The 13,554-nt window shown below is 65.5% G+C and carries 12 protein-coding genes; 2 read left to right on the top strand and 10 right to left on the bottom strand.

The genetic code is table 11. From position 1 onward, the window contains the following. Positions 1-8 precede the first annotated feature (8 nt). The 3 genes from glcE to LAD35_RS01385 form a co-directional block, all read right to left on the bottom strand. Positions 9-1,169 carry a glycolate oxidase subunit GlcE gene (glcE, locus tag LAD35_RS01395; RefSeq protein WP_224150986.1) on the bottom strand — a complete coding sequence of 387 codons (1,161 nt, stop codon included), beginning with the start codon at positions 1,167-1,169 and terminating at the stop codon, positions 9-11. Between the two features lie 67 nt (positions 1,170-1,236). Further along, positions 1,237-2,184 (bottom strand): SMP-30/gluconolactonase/LRE family protein, encoded by a 948-nt coding sequence (locus tag LAD35_RS01390; RefSeq protein WP_224150985.1) that lies wholly within the window; start codon positions 2,182-2,184, stop codon positions 1,237-1,239. A 65-nt stretch (positions 2,185-2,249) separates the two neighbouring features. Further along, positions 2,250-2,726 (bottom strand): Lrp/AsnC family transcriptional regulator, encoded by a 477-nt coding sequence (locus LAD35_RS01385; protein ID WP_224150984.1) that lies wholly within the window; start codon positions 2,724-2,726, stop codon positions 2,250-2,252. Between the two features lie 86 nt (positions 2,727-2,812). Between LAD35_RS01385 and LAD35_RS01380 the strand changes: the two genes are divergently transcribed. Beyond that, positions 2,813-5,065 carry an aminotransferase class V-fold PLP-dependent enzyme gene (locus LAD35_RS01380; RefSeq protein ID WP_224150983.1) on the top strand — a complete coding sequence of 751 codons (2,253 nt, stop codon included), beginning with the start codon at positions 2,813-2,815 and terminating at the stop codon, positions 5,063-5,065. 108 nt (positions 5,066-5,173) lie between these two features. On the opposite strand, the gene LAD35_RS01375 is transcribed toward LAD35_RS01380, so the two are convergent. The 3 genes from LAD35_RS01375 to LAD35_RS01365 all read right to left on the bottom strand — a co-directional run bounded on the left by LAD35_RS01375 (position 5,174) and on the right by LAD35_RS01365 (position 7,655). Further along, complete coding sequence (locus LAD35_RS01375) at positions 5,174-6,472, bottom strand: ammonium transporter (RefSeq protein ID WP_377779967.1); 1,299 nt, start codon at positions 6,470-6,472, stop codon at positions 5,174-5,176. 65 nt (positions 6,473-6,537) lie between these two features. Next, positions 6,538-6,876, bottom strand: a complete 339-nt coding sequence (locus tag LAD35_RS01370; protein ID WP_184705250.1) for a P-II family nitrogen regulator — start codon at positions 6,874-6,876, stop codon at positions 6,538-6,540. Between the two features lie 41 nt (positions 6,877-6,917). Continuing rightward, positions 6,918-7,655 (bottom strand): TorF family putative porin, encoded by a 738-nt coding sequence (locus LAD35_RS01365; RefSeq protein WP_224150982.1) that lies wholly within the window; start codon positions 7,653-7,655, stop codon positions 6,918-6,920. A gap of 291 nt (positions 7,656-7,946) precedes the next feature. On the opposite strand from LAD35_RS01365, the gene LAD35_RS01360 reads away from it, so the two are divergent. After that, entirely contained in the window at positions 7,947-9,485 is a 1,539-nt protein-coding gene (locus tag LAD35_RS01360; RefSeq protein WP_224150981.1) for a YifB family Mg chelatase-like AAA ATPase, read from the top strand. Positions 9,486-9,506: 21 nt separating this feature from the next. On the opposite strand, the gene LAD35_RS01355 is transcribed toward LAD35_RS01360, so the two are convergent. The 4 genes from LAD35_RS01355 to LAD35_RS01340 are packed head-to-tail and all read right to left on the bottom strand — an operon-like array spanning position 9,507 to position 13,546. Beyond that, complete coding sequence (locus tag LAD35_RS01355) at positions 9,507-10,115, bottom strand: peroxidase-related enzyme (protein WP_224150980.1); 609 nt, start codon at positions 10,113-10,115, stop codon at positions 9,507-9,509. Further along, a complete protein-coding gene (locus LAD35_RS01350) occupies positions 10,112-10,639 on the bottom strand; it encodes a CMD domain protein (protein WP_224150979.1) in 528 nt (175 codons plus the stop codon). Before LAD35_RS01350 ends, LAD35_RS01355 begins: the two co-directional genes overlap by 4 nt. A 16-nt stretch (positions 10,640-10,655) precedes the next feature. Next, on the bottom strand, positions 10,656-11,978 hold the full coding sequence (locus LAD35_RS01345) for an acyl-CoA thioesterase/bile acid-CoA:amino acid N-acyltransferase family protein (protein WP_224150978.1): 1,323 nt from the start codon (positions 11,976-11,978) through the stop codon (positions 10,656-10,658). After that, on the bottom strand, positions 11,978-13,546 hold the full coding sequence (locus LAD35_RS01340; RefSeq protein ID WP_224150977.1) for an ABC transporter substrate-binding protein: 1,569 nt from the start codon (positions 13,544-13,546) through the stop codon (positions 11,978-11,980). Before LAD35_RS01340 ends, LAD35_RS01345 begins: the two co-directional genes overlap by 1 nt. Positions 13,547-13,554: the final 8 nt, after the last annotated feature.

Here is a 13,554-nt window from a genome sequence, read left to right as displayed (position 1 = left end):
TAGCGGATTCAGCTGATGGCCCAGTCGCCCAGGCGGCCGGGGTTGAAGATGCCGTTCGGATCAAACGCCTGCTTGAGCCGCTGCTGCACCTGGCGCAGCGCCGGGGACGTGGGCGTGTAGCCAAAATCGTCGGACGACGCCCAGCGCACGGCCTCGCCGGGCCGAAAGCACACCGCGCTGCCGCCTACGCTGGCTGCCATGGCGTGCAAGGCAGCGGCATGCTGCATGGGTGCCTGCACCCAGCGCAGCGCACCGCCCCACTCCATCAGCGGTTGAATGGCCTGTTCGGTGCAGGGCAGCGCCGGTGTGGTGGCCGGCACCGACAACCGCCACAGCGCGTGGTCGGCTTCCATCTGCGTGAACCAGGGCAGCTGCTGCTCGCGGCAGGCCAGCCAGGCGCCATCGGCCTGGGCGTGGTCGAGCATGGTGCCGCCCATGTGGCTGAGCGCGGCCTCGACGGCGGCCATGGCGCCGCGCAGGCGCACCAGCAGGTGGCCGCTGTCGCTGCTGCCGTCCGACTGCCACAGGCTGGCGTTGATCGGCAACGGCTGTGCACGCCAGCCCGCCAGCATGTCGATGGCCTGCTGCTGGCTGCATTCGTAATACAGGGTGGCCTGGGCCCGCTGCATGGGCAGCACCTTGATGCTGATGTCGGTGAGCAGGCCCAGCGTGCCCCAGGCGCCCGCCATGAGGCGCGATACGTCGTAGCCCGCTACGTTCTTCATCACCTGACCGCCAAAGGTGAGGTGTTCGCCCACGCCGTTGATCATCGACAGGCCGAGGATGTAGTCGCGCACGGCACCGGCCGACACGCGCGCAGGCCCCGACAGGCCTGCCGCCACCATGCCGCCCACTGTAGCCTGGGTGACACCGGCACCCAGGTGCGGGGGCTCGAACGCGAGGCATTGGCCACGTTCGGCCAGCACCTGTTCCAGCTCGGCCAGCGGCGTGCCGCTGCGCACGGTGACGACCAGCTCGCTCGGCTCGTAGCTGACGATGCCGCCATAGCTGCGCGTATCCAGCAGCTCGCCACCCAGGCGAACGCCGTAAAAATCCTTGCTGCCGCCGCCACGGATGCGCAGCGGTGCCTTGTGGGCATGGGCAGATCGAACGCGCTCCTGCCAGTCGAGCACGGTGGGGTGATGAGAGGCAGCCACAGCTTGGTCCATGGCCCGATGGTAGCCGCAGTTGCAAGGGCTGTCGCCCGCTCAAGAAAGCGCAGCAGCGGAAATTCGCCTAAAAGCCGTGCTCCAGCTCGCGCCAAGGCTGTGCAGGCAACCCAGCCACGCCCACGCGCATGGCAAACACGCAGCCCGACAGCGGCAGTTGGGCCAGCTCCTGCGGGCTGCGGCCATGGCGCGCCGATGTCAGGTAGAGCGTGCGACCGTCACTGCCGCCAAAGCAGGGCATGGTGGGGCAGAGCATGGGCGTGGTGTGGCTGGCCAGAATGTCGCCGCGCGGCGATATCTGCAGCACACGCCCGCCTTCGTACATGGCGCACCAGTAATTGCCTTCCACATCCACTGCAGCGCCATCGGGCCGCCCGCCGTAGCCGGGCTCGCCTGGCGTCCAGCCTTCGGGTTTGCCATCGAACTGGATGAATACCTCCCCTTCTCCTTGCGGGTTGCCGTTCACGTCGCAGGCGTAGCGCCTGACGGTGTGCGTGGGCGTATCGGCCCAGTACATGGTGCGCCGGTCGGGCGACCATGCCAGGCCATTGGCGTTGGCCACACCACCCAGCACCTTGCGCACCGTTGTGGTGCCTCCACTGGCATCCACACAGTACAGCGCCCCCACCGGTTGGCGCGGGCCGCTGGCTGGCTCGTGGATGGTGCCCACCCACAGGCGGCCTTGCGCATCGCAGCGGCCATCATTGCCGCGCTCGGTAGCCTGGTCGATCGGCAGGCGGGCAATGTCGTGCAGGGTGCCACCCCAGTCGGTGGCGCGGCAGATGCGGTCGCGCAGCACCACGATCCAGCCATCGAGCACGCCACCGCTGCGCGCCGGGGCAATGCAGCCGGGCTCGGCGGGCATGTCCCAGCGGTCAAGGTAGCCCGATCCGGGCATGGTACGCCACAGCTTTCTGCCCGCCACATCCACCCCATACAGCACACCCCCACTGGCCTGCCAGAAAGGAGATTCTCCCAACGCAAACGGCTGGCTGATCACGGTATGCCAGATCATGGCGTTCCTTCGGAAAAAACTTGAAACATGGGCCTGCCTTGCATTTTCTGTGCCACCGCACCTGTTCAGGGAATATAGGACAGCGGCAGCGCGGTGGTGAACTTCAGCTCCTCCATCGCAAAGCTGGACGACACATCGAACAGCTGGGTGTCGGCAATCAGTCGCTTGTAGACCTTGTCATAGGCGGCAATGTCGGGTACCACCACGCGCAGCAGGTAATCCACATCGCCGCTCATGCGGTAGAACTCCACCACCTCGGGAATGGCCTGCACCGCGCCCCGAAAGCGCTCGAACCATTCCTGGCTGTGCGTGCTGGTGCGCACCGCAACGAAAACGGTGACGCCCACGTTCACCTTTTCGCGGTCCACCAGCACCACCTGGCGCTTGATGACGCCGGCCTCCTTGAGCCGCTGAACACGGCGCCAGCATGGCGTGGCCGACAGGCCCACCTGGGCTGCGAGATCGGCGACCTGAATCTCGGCGTCAGCCTGCAGCAACTCCAGCAGCTTGCGATCAATGGAATCCAGTTTTATCTTTTGCATGATTATTGGAATTTACTTCCAAATATAGTGCCACAAACAGCTGAATTCGCATATGTATGCCCTGGGCTGGGCCCGACAATTTGCGTATGGAAATCTACCTCGACGCCAACGCCACCACCCCCGTGCTCCCGCAAGCCCGCGCCGCCGCCATGGCCGTGATGGGCGATGCCTACGGCAACCCCAGCAGCATTCACGGCAGCGGACTCAAGGCCCGCGCACTGCTGGACGAAGTGCGCGCTGCCGCGCGCCGCGTGCTGGGTGTGCCCACCGGACAGTTGCTGTTCACCAGCGGCGCGACCGAGGGCATTCAGACCGCCGTGCTGTCAGCGCTGACCGCACTGCGCCAGCGCAAGGATGCTGGCGACACGGCCACGCTGCAATTGCTGTACGGCGCCACCGAGCACAAGGCCGTACCCGAGGCACTCAAGCACTGGAACGCGGTGCTGGGCCTGCACCTGCCGATCCAGGCCATTCCGGTGGGCACGGATGGGCGCCATGACCTGGACTGGCTGCGCGCGCAAGCGCCCACTGCAGGCCTGGTCTGCACCATGGCAGCCAACAACGAGACAGGTGTTGTGAGCGACCTGGACGCCATAGCAGGCGCACTGCAGGGCAGCCCCGCACTGTGGCTGGTGGATGGTGTGCAGGCACTGGGCAAGCTGGCGCTCAAGCCCCTGGAGCGCGGCATCGACTACGCGCCCTTCTCCGGCCACAAGCTCTATGCGCCCAAGGGCGTGGGCATGCTCTATGTGCGTGAAGGCGCGCCATTTACCCCGCTGCTGGCCGGTGGTGGCCAGGAAGGCGCACTTCGCGCGGGCACCGAGAACATGGCCGGCATCGCGGCGCTGGGCGCAGTGCTGCAGGCGCTGCAGGATGACGCTACGTTTGCCAATTCCGCCACACTTGCCGATCACCGCAGCCGGCTGGCTTCAGCCTTGAACGAGGCGTTTGCCGGCCTGGTGTTCAACGCACCGCCCGCGCTGAGCCTGCCCACCACGCTGAATTTTGCGGTGCCCGGGCTCAGCTCCAAGCTGCTGCTCGATCTGTTTGACGCCGCAGGCCTGCGCGTGAGCGGAGGTTCGGCCTGCAGCGCATCCAAGGCGCAGCCCAGCTATGTGCTCGAAGCCATGGGCCTGCCCGCATGGCAGACGGCCGCTGCCGTGCGCATGTCCTTCGGCGCAGCAGACTCCACCGCGATGATCGACGAAGCCTGCGCCCGTATCCGCGCCTGTGGCGCCGCACTGCGCACCAACTGCATCATGGAAGCCCCACAGGCTACCGAACATGGCGCTGTTCCATTGCTGACCCGCTTTGTCGTTGACGGCGCCTGCTGCTATCTGCTGGCCGACGCCGCCAGCCAGCGCTGCGTGGTGATTGATCCGCTGCCTGAGCTGGTGGACCGCCTCGCCCAATGGGTGCGCTGCCGGGAATTCACGGTGGCTGCGGTTGTCGACACCCACAGCCACGGCGACCACCAATCCTCCGCACCCGAGCTGCGCGCAGCCCTGCCACACCAGTTGCAGGCAGAAGGCGCCACAGATGCGCTGGGCTGGCCTGAGGGCGCTGCGCAGATCGCGCTGGGCGCTCATCGCCTCACGCGCCTGGCGCTGCCGGGCCACACAGCCGATTCCACCGCATACCTGCTGCACGAGGGCGATACGCTGCGCCTTGCCTTCGTGGGCGACACCGTGATGCCCGGCGCCTTGGGCCGCAGCGACTTTGCCCAGAGCGAGCCGCTCGCCTACGCCAGTTCGCTGCGCACGCTGGAGCAGGCCGTTGGCCCGCACACGCTGCTGCTGCCGGGGCACGACTACGAAGACCGTTTTGCCTGCACGCTGGGCGTGGAATGCACGGCCCAACCGCTGCTGGCTGGCGTGTTGCAGGGCCAGTTGGATGCAGCGGCCTTTGCCGCCGCCAAGGAGGCGCTGGAGCGCGACCTGGCACCTACCGCGTACCAGACCATGGCCTGCGGCGCCCGCGTGGATGCCTGTACGCAGTCGATGCATGTCGAGCTGCCCATGGAGCAGGCCCAGGCATTGCGGCAGGCAGGCACCCCACCGCTGCTGGTCGATGTGCGCGAGCCCTATGAGCAGCAGCTGGGCAGCGCACCCGGGCTGGAAGGAGACGACCGCGTCCAGGCGGTGCCGCTGTCCGGCCTGCTCAATGCACTGCCCCAATGGCTGGCACTGCCTGCCGAGACGCCCGTGGTGTTCTACTGCCGCAGCGGCAACCGCAGCGCCCAAGCCGCCCGTGCGCTGCGGCGCCTGGGGCACCACCAGGCCTTCAGTTTGGCAGGAGGCCTGGCCCTGTGGCCCGAGCCTGCAACCGCAACGGAATAAGCACCTTCCTCGGCACGGTGCCGCACAGCTGCAGCGCCAGCAGCGCAAGTAAAAAAAAGCCGGCCAGGCTCTTCGCCCGTCCGGCCTCCCAAGGAGTATGAGGAACGATCAGCGGCTGTAGGCCACCTCGCCGTGCGTGCTGATGTCCAGGCCTTCGCGCTCGGCCTCTTCCGACACCCGCAGCCCGATGGTGTACTTGCAGACGGCAAACGACACCGCTGCCACCACGCCAGACCACGCCAGGGTCATCAGCACGCTCTTGACCTGCACCCACACCTGGTGGGCCATGTTGTAGCCTTCCGGCTCCACACCGCCCAGGCTGGATGCACAGAACACCCCCGTCAGGATCGCGCCCAGAATACCGCCCACGCCGTGCACGCCGAACACGTCGCAGGTGTCGTCGGCCTTGAGCATGCGCTTGAGTCCCGACACGCCCCACAGGCACAGCGGCCCGGCGATGGCGCCCATGATGATCGAGCCCATGGGCCCCACCAGACCCGCAGCAGGCGTGATGCAGACCAGCCCGGCCACTGCGCCCGATGCGGCGCCCAGCATCGAGGCCTTGCCCTTGTGCAGTGCTTCGGCGGCAATCCAGCCCATCGCTGCGGCGCCCGTGGCCAAAATGGTGTTGATGAACGCCAGACCGGCAATGCCGTTGGCAGCCCCCGCCGAGCCCGCATTGAAGCCAAACCAGCCCACCCACAGCAGCGATGCGCCCACCATGGTCAGCGTCAGGCTGTGCGGTGCCAGCGCTTCGCGGCCAAAGCCGATGCGCTTGCCCACCATGTACGAACCCACCAGGCCAGCAACGGCAGCGTTGATGTGCACCACGGTGCCGCCCGCAAAGTCGAGCGCGCCGTCCTTGGCCAGCAGGCCACCACCCCACACCATGTGCGCCATGGGGATGTAGCTGAAGGTGAACCACAGCACCGAGAACAGGAGAACGGCAGAGAACTTGATGCGCTCGGCAAATGCACCCACGATCAGCGCCACGGTGATGGCAGCGAAGGTGGACTGGAACGAGACGAACACGAACTCAGGAATGGTTGCCAGCGCCGCCGACAAGGTGTCGGGCTTGATGCCCGCGAGGAAGGCCTTGTCGAAGCCGCCGAAGAAGTTGCCTTCTCCCGCAAAGGCGAGCGAGTAGCCGTACACCGCCCACAGCACCGTGATCAGCGAAAAGATCACGAACACCTGCGCCAGCACCGACAGCATGTTCTTGCTGCGCACCAGGCCGCCGTAGAACAGCGCCAGGCCCGGGATCACCATCAGGATCACCAGCATGGTGGATGTCAGCATCCACGCCGTATCGCCGCTGTTGAGTGCAGGCGCCGCATCGGCTGCCATGGCGCTGCCAGCGGCAACCGCCGCTGCCGCTGCTCCTGCCAGAGAAAGTAGTCGTCGCATGTTATTCACACCTTTTAGATAAATTGGCCTCTAGCGCTTATCCATCAAGCGCAATTAGCTATCTTTTAGAGAGCATTCGTTCCGGTTTCGCCGGTACGGATGCGCACCACCTGCTCCAGCGGCGACACAAAAATCTTGCCGTCGCCAATCTTGCCGGTGCGCGCCGCGTTTTCAATCGCTTCGATCACCCGGTCCACCAGGTCTTCGCCAACCGCGATTTCCAGCTTGACCTTGGGCAAGAAATCAACCACGTACTCGGCGCCGCGGTACAACTCGGTGTGGCCTTTCTGGCGACCAAAGCCCTTGACTTCGCTGACCGTGATGCCTTGCACCCCAATGTCGGACAGCGCCTCTCGCACTTCATCGAGCTTGAAGGGCTTGATCACCGCCACTACCAGTTTCATGTTCATAGCTACTCCTTCTCATGCGCTGCAGCGGTGCAGCATCAAAACGTCTTGGCCAGGCTGACAATCGCACGGCCCTTGTTCACGAACCCGAAATCACCGGTCTTGTTGGCCCCCACCCAGGCGGCGCTGAGCGACAGGCCATCTCCCAGGTCATAGCTGCCGCCCACGCTGTAATCCAGGTAGTTGGGCACCCCAAGGTCCTTGATATCGCTGGAAAACCGCGTGTAGCCCACAGACACCTTCAGCGTCGTCTTGGGCGCCACTTCCTGCGCAAACGCCACATTCAGGTAGCCGGTGTTGCGGCCTTTCATCGATCCGTCGATCTTGTTGCCCGCCCAGCCAAAGTAATCCTTCGACACGGTGTGCGAGTATTTCACCGTCACCGGACCATAGGTGCCCGCGCCATACAGTTCGGTCGTGTTGCCGGTGGTATTGCCGGGGTACACATAGGTCAGCAGACCCACGTCCCAATCCACATCGGCCGCCTTGAACTTGTAGCCACCGTAGAAATCCATTTCCACGCGGTTGCCGTCCAGCCATTGCACGGTCGAATTCCAGTTACCCACGTAGAAGCCGGATTCGCCGAACGTGTAATCCACCCCTCCCTGCAGCGCCGGCTTGACCCAGCGGGCGCTCGATGTCTTTTGATCCTGCCCACGGAACTTGTAGTTGGTCGTCAGACCCACATTGGCCGTCAGCTGCGCACTGGCTGCCATCGGCAGCACCACGCACACAGCCCCGATCCATACCGCCCAACCCCGCTTGCTTTCAGCCATTGCCACACTCCTTATTGGTGATCTCGTATGGCCGATGCAATGCACAGAGCGTGCCAGCTTCAAAGTTCATCACCCTCTTGTGCTGATCCAGAAAGCGCCGTGCGCTATGGTTTTTGAAAGTGTGGCGCCTTCCGGCAGGCAGTTGGCTGCCGCCTGTATCGCCCGGGCGACGCATCCGCACCTCCTGGCGGCTACCGCTTGCCCGAAATAACGGCTTTCGCCATGCTCAAAGCAGCCCTGTCCGTCTCAGAGGCGGGAAATCGCACCAATTTGGTGCAAAGGATGATCCCCATGAGTCTCGCCGTGGTGCACAGCCGTGCACTGGTGGGTTTGACCGCCCATGCCGTTGCTGTCGAAGTGCATCTGGCCAATGGCCTGCCCAGCTTCACGCTGGTGGGTCTGGCCGACCTGGAAGTGAAGGAAGCCCGCGAGCGCGTGCGCTCGGCGCTGCAGAACAGTGGGCTGGAGTTTCCCCACAACAAGCGCATCACCGTCAACCTTGCGCCTGCCGATCTGCCCAAGGAATCGGGCCGTTTCGATCTGGCAATTGCCGTCGGTATCCTCGCCGCCTCGGGCGTGATCGACGCCAGCCAGCTCGCACACTACGAATTTGCCGGCGAGCTGTCGCTGTCCGGCGCGCTGCGCCCGGTGCGCGGAGCCCTGGCCGCCAGCATGGACCTGCACCAGCGCGGCCAGCAGGTGCGCCAGGTCCTTCCGCCGGGCAGTGCCGAAGAGGCTGCGTTGGTACCTGACGCCGAGGTCTACCGCGCCGAACACCTGCTGGACGTGGTGCAGCACTTTGCCCCGGCCAGCGCTGGTGCGCAAGATGCAGCACGCAGCCAGTGGAGCCGCGTGCCCCCGCAGACCCAGCGGCCCGATGCGGACGCCTTCGACATGCGCGACGTCAAAGGCCAGGCGGCCAGCAAGCGCGCCCTTGAGATTGCAGCGAGCGGCGGACACAATGTGCTGATGCTCGGGTCTCCCGGCGCGGGCAAATCCATGCTGGCCCAGCGCTTTGCCGGGCTGCTGCCACCGCTGCAGATTGCCGAAGCCCTGGAAAACGCCGCCCTGCACAGCCTGGTGGGCCGTTTTGATGCACGCCACTGGGGCCAGCGCACCACGATGGCGCCACACCACACTGCCAGTGCAGTTGCCCTGGTGGGCGGCGGCAGTCCACCCAAACCCGGCGCCATCTCTCTCGCGCACCATGGAATTCTTTTTCTGGACGAGTTTCCGGAGTTTCCGCGCGCCGCGCTCGAAGCCCTGCGCGAGCCGCTGGAGACAGGCCACATCACCATTGCCCGGGCCGCGCAGCAGGCGAGCTTTCCCGCCCGATTCACACTGATTGCCGCGATGAACCCCTGCCCCTGCGGGTTTCGCGGCTCGCGCCAGCGCGCCTGCCGCTGCACGCCCGATCAGGTCAGCCGCTACCAGTCCCGCATCAGTGGCCCTTTGCTCGACCGTATCGACCTGCATATCGAGGTGACGCCGCTGCCTGCGGATGAACTGCTGACCGCCCCGCCCGCCGAGCCCTCGGCCGCCATCCGCGAGCGGGTGGCGGCTGCCCGCGCCATGGCGCTTGCGCGGCAAGGCACGCTCAACCAGCAACTGCAGGGCCAGGCACTCGATGCACACGCCCAGGCCGAGCCAGCCGCACTGCAACTGCTGCAGAACGCGGCAGCCAAGCTTGGCTGGTCGGCACGCGGCGTGCACCGCGCGCTGCGCGTGGCCCGCTCGATTGCCGACCTGGCGCAATCCAAGGCGGTCACTCCTGCCCATGTGGCCGAAGCCATTCAGTACCGGCGCGCCTTGCTCAGCGCAGCCGGGTGATTACACGATCAAAAATGCGCTTCAGGCAGGCAGCAGCGGCTCGCCCAGGTTCAGCATCAGGCGGTTGGCCCAGGCGAAGATGGCGTCGGAATGCAGCAGGTCAAGAATCTCGCCTTCGTTCAGGCCTTCGGCCTGGAGCGCATCAATGTCTCCCGCATCCAGCGCTGCGGGCTGCTCGGTGATCTTGATGGAGAACTGCACGATCGCCTTTTCGCGGGCCGTAGTGCCTGCGGTCTCAGGTTGCTCAAACACCTGCGCAATGGTGTCGCTGCGCTTGGCAAGCTGCTCAAAACGCTGGGCATGCACCGAGCCGCAGTACACGCAGCCATTGATGCGCGAGACCACCGTGGCCCCCAGCTCCCGCTCGGCGCGCGAGAGGCCACCCGGTGCATACATGATGGCGTTGAAAGCGGTGGAGCGCTCACGCAGGATGTGCGGCTGGTGCACCAGAAAGAGGTAGTAGTCCGAAGTCTTGGCCTTGGGATGGCTTTCTTCCAGAACGGCCATCTGATCGGGCGTGGCCTCGCCCAGTTGAACCACATCCAGCCAGGCCTTCCATTCGAGCGACTCGTTGGTGAAGCCGTGGGAGCGGATGACCGTGGCGGGCTGGAAAGTAGCGGGCGTGCTCATGCGTGTGCCTCCTCGGATGCTTTCATGGCTTTGAGGCCGGCCACGAGCCGCACCTGGTAGGAAAGAAAGGCAATCAGCTGCGACAGCGCCACCACGGCGGGTGTGCTGATGCCCGCTGCAGGCAAAGCCAGCAAGACGGCCTTGTCGCCTTCCACCGGCTTTTCGATCAGCGTGCGGGTGAAGGAGAGGATGGCGGCCAGCCGCGGCTGGTTCAGGCGCTGGGCATCTTGCGGCTCGCCGGCCTCAGCCACCTGGATGAGTGCGGCATCGGCCTGCGCCTGCTGCAGGCGCTCCCGGTAATGCGCGGCCAGTTCGGGCGCAGGCGTCAGGCGGCTGGCGTACAGCGCCACCAGCAGACGCTCGGTGAGCGTGAGATCGGGCAGTGCCGGATCGAACAACGCGTTGTAGCTGCCCTGGGTGGCGGCGGCAACCTTCTCGCGCTGGTGACGCGCCGCATAGGTACGGCTGCCAGGTGCCAGGCCAACCAACTGGTCGATCAGGTCATCGGTGACAGGGGTGGTCATACAGGACTCCTTGGATTTATGAATGGGTGGCTGATGCTTGGGCAACATTGGCACGTGCCTGCACCGCGCGTTCGAGAAAGCGGAGCACCCCTTGCCACGACGCCGCATCGGCATGGGCGTTATCGGCCGGGTTGCCGCCGCCGGTGCTGACCTTGCCCGACACCGGGTGGGCGTAGACCAGCTGCGTGGTCGGCACATAGGGAAAGAGAATTGCGTGGCCGGCGCGCTCGAAATCCAGCCACTGCACATCGTGCGGATGCTGCACCTCGGCGAGCTTGTCGCGCACGATGCCTGCGTAGATGCTCGAAGGCCAGGAGCCGTCGTCGGTGCCCGACAGCAGCATCACCGGCCCCGCGATGTCTTCCACGTGAATGCGTGCACGCGCCAGCGCCTCCGGGTCTTGCAGCGCGGTGCGCATGGCCAGGTCATGGCGGCGCGGCTCGGGGCCATCGTCGTACGGTGCCCAACTGGCACTGCGGTTGTTCTCCCACAGATGCGTGAGCGGCTTGCCGCCCAGAAGCCATGTCGGGCCCTCGCGGCCGATCTTCGGGTCGCAGGCATTCTGGCCGCTGTGCACAAAGGCACTGGGTACATAGCCCACAACAGCTGAGACCTCCTGCGGGAAGGTTGCACCCAGCAGCAGCACCAGCTCACCGCCACGCGACTGGCCGCTCAGCGCCACAAAATCATGCGCGGGCCGCACCGTGCGGCGCAGCCATTGCAGGCCGCGCTGAAAGTATTCCAGCGGCGTGTTGGAGATGTAATCCGACAGACCTGGCGCCTTGAAGTACGCGAGCGCCAAGGCCGCATAGCCGTGCGATGCGTACAGCGCCGCACGCGGCTCGTTGATGCCGCCGCCCGAGCCGTTGAGAATCAGCACCGCCGGATGCGGCCCCAGGCCTGCGGGCAGGTACAGCGTGCCCACCAGGCCTTCTTCGCGCACCTCGCGGCGCGTCACCCCCGGACCGGCGAGCTGCTGGGTAAACGCGGCCTGCGCCTGCGCTCCAGCGGTGCGTGCCATGAGCTGCGTGACCAGCGGCTCGGCCACAGGCTGGTTGAACAGCTCGCGGCTGCTGGAATCCGCCGGGCTTTGCGACCAGATCAGGCCCATGCCGTCCGCACCCGCATAGCTGCCCGATTGCGGCGCATCGCGAGAGAGGTCGACCGTTCCGTCAGTATCCGCCAGAAAAACCGCGCTCGCGCGCCACAGCACGCCGCTGCGCAATGTTTCGGCGGTGATCTCCACCGCTTCGCCAGGTGCTGCGTGCCGGACCGCGATGCGCCGGGGCAGATCGATGAGGCCATCGGCCTCGTCTACCGTGACTTGCAGCGCAGGCATCACTTGTCTGCCTTGGTGACCATGGCAGCCGTGGTGCGGTCGCTGCTCACCGGCGTGACCTTCAGGCCCTTCTTCGCCGCCCAGATGTTGCGATAGTGGAAGAGCGGAATGATGCCCACATCGTCAGAGACAGTCTTGGCCGACTGGCGCAGGATCGCCTCGCGCTTGGCCGTGTCGAACTCCTCGGTGGAATCGGTGAGCGCCTTGTCCACAGCGGGGTTGCTGTAGTGGCCCCAGTTCGAGGCGCCCAGACCCTTCTTGATGTCCACCGAAGCCAGCACATTCACCAGCGCATAGCTGGCCTCACCCGTGCCATTGCCCCAGGCGAGCATGCTCATGGCGTACTCGTTCTTGTTGGCGCGGCCGGAGTAGACTGCCCATGGCACCACCTCCACCTGGGTCTTCACGCCAATACGCGTCCAGAACTGCGCCACCACCTGCGCGGTTTCCGGGCCCTGCGGATAACGGTCGTTGGGCACATGCATGGTGAGCTTGAAGCCCTCGGGGAAACCGGCATCGGCCAGCAGCTTCTTGGCGCGCGCGGCATCGAACGGGATGTTCTTGATATCCGGGTTGTAGCCATAGGTGTTCTTGGGCATCCACTGGTTGGCTTCGGTGGCGGCGTCCTGCAGGATGCGGTCCACGATGGCCCCGCGGTTGATGGCCAGGTTCAAGGCCTGGCGCACGCGCTGGTCGAGCAGCGGGTTCTTGGCCAGGGGCTTGCCCGCGTTGTCGGTGATGAAGGGGTTGGGTGCCGGGTTGAAGCTCGGCTGCAGCAGCATCACGCGCAGGCCGTCGTAAGGGTAGACCGTGACATTGGGCGCGCTCTTGAGGCGTGCCAGGTCAGAGACGGAGACCTTGTCGATTACATCCACATCGCCCGCCAGCAGCGCAGCGGTGCGCGATGCGGCGTTGTTGATGTAGCGGTAGTTCACCTTTTCCCACTGGGGCTTGTCGCCCCAGTAGCCTTCGCTGCGCTGCATCACGACGCGGTCGCCCGGTGTGTAGGAGACCCATTTGTACGGGCCCGAGCCCACCATTGCCTTGCCGGAGTTGTAGTCTTCGGTGGAGGCCTTCTCGCCCACATGCTTGCTCACGATGTGCACGGAAGCCAGGTTCAGCGGCAGATCGGGGTTGGGGATGTTGGTCTTGATGACGAGCGTGTGCGCATCCTTGGCCGTCACCGATTCCACGGTGCGAAGGTAGCCCGCGAACGTAGCCACGCTGCCGGGCACCGAGCGCGCGCGCTGGTAGGAGAAGATCACGTCATCGGCGGTGAAAGGCTTGCCGTCCTGCCATTTCACATCGGTGCGCAGCTTGAACTCCCAGGTCTTGGGGTCGAGGTTCTTCCAGCTGGCGGCCAGGCCTGGCTGCAGCTTGTTGTGGTTGTTCTGCACCAGCAGATCCCAGAAGTGCAGGTCCACCGAGCGGTCGCCCGCGTGGTTGTTGAGTTGCGGGTCCATCGACGAGACCGGGTCGGCAAAGCCGATGTTCAGGGTCTGTGCATGGACGGCCAGGCCTGCAGACAGCAAGGCAGCGGTGAGGGAGGAGAGGACGATGCGTTTCATGGCGGGCT

Source organism: Comamonas odontotermitis (assembly GCF_020080045.1).
Taxonomy (GTDB): domain Bacteria; phylum Pseudomonadota; class Gammaproteobacteria; order Burkholderiales; family Burkholderiaceae_C; genus Comamonas; species Comamonas odontotermitis.
Note: the sequence above shows the minus strand (reverse complement) of the source record. Positions and strands in the feature narration are given on the sequence as shown.

Excerpts from the sequence above, each read along its gene's own strand:
- LAD35_RS01365 (WP_224150982.1), bottom strand. The coding sequence starts at position 7,655 with ATGGCTGAAAGCAAGCGGGGTTGGGCGGTATGGATCGGGGCTGTGTGC.
- LAD35_RS01350 (WP_224150979.1), bottom strand. The coding sequence starts at position 10,639 with ATGACCACCCCTGTCACCGATGACCTGATCGACCAGTTGGTTGGCCTG.
- LAD35_RS01370 (WP_184705250.1), bottom strand. The coding sequence starts at position 6,876 with ATGAAACTGGTAGTGGCGGTGATCAAGCCCTTCAAGCTCGATGAAGTG.
- glcE (WP_224150986.1), bottom strand. The coding sequence starts at position 1,169 with ATGGACCAAGCTGTGGCTGCCTCTCATCACCCCACCGTGCTCGACTGG.
- LAD35_RS01385 (WP_224150984.1), bottom strand. The coding sequence starts at position 2,726 with ATGCAAAAGATAAAACTGGATTCCATTGATCGCAAGCTGCTGGAGTTG.
- LAD35_RS01375 (WP_377779967.1), bottom strand. The coding sequence starts at position 6,472 with ATGCGACGACTACTTTCTCTGGCAGGAGCAGCGGCAGCGGCGGTTGCC.
- LAD35_RS01390 (WP_224150985.1), bottom strand. The coding sequence starts at position 2,184 with ATGATCTGGCATACCGTGATCAGCCAGCCGTTTGCGTTGGGAGAATCT.
- LAD35_RS01345 (WP_224150978.1), bottom strand. The coding sequence starts at position 11,978 with ATGCCTGCGCTGCAAGTCACGGTAGACGAGGCCGATGGCCTCATCGAT.
- LAD35_RS01360 (WP_224150981.1), top strand. The coding sequence starts at position 7,947 with ATGAGTCTCGCCGTGGTGCACAGCCGTGCACTGGTGGGTTTGACCGCC.
- LAD35_RS01355 (WP_224150980.1), bottom strand. The coding sequence starts at position 10,115 with ATGAGCACGCCCGCTACTTTCCAGCCCGCCACGGTCATCCGCTCCCAC.
- LAD35_RS01340 (WP_224150977.1), bottom strand. The coding sequence starts at position 13,546 with ATGAAACGCATCGTCCTCTCCTCCCTCACCGCTGCCTTGCTGTCTGCA.
- LAD35_RS01380 (WP_224150983.1), top strand. The coding sequence starts at position 2,813 with ATGGAAATCTACCTCGACGCCAACGCCACCACCCCCGTGCTCCCGCAA.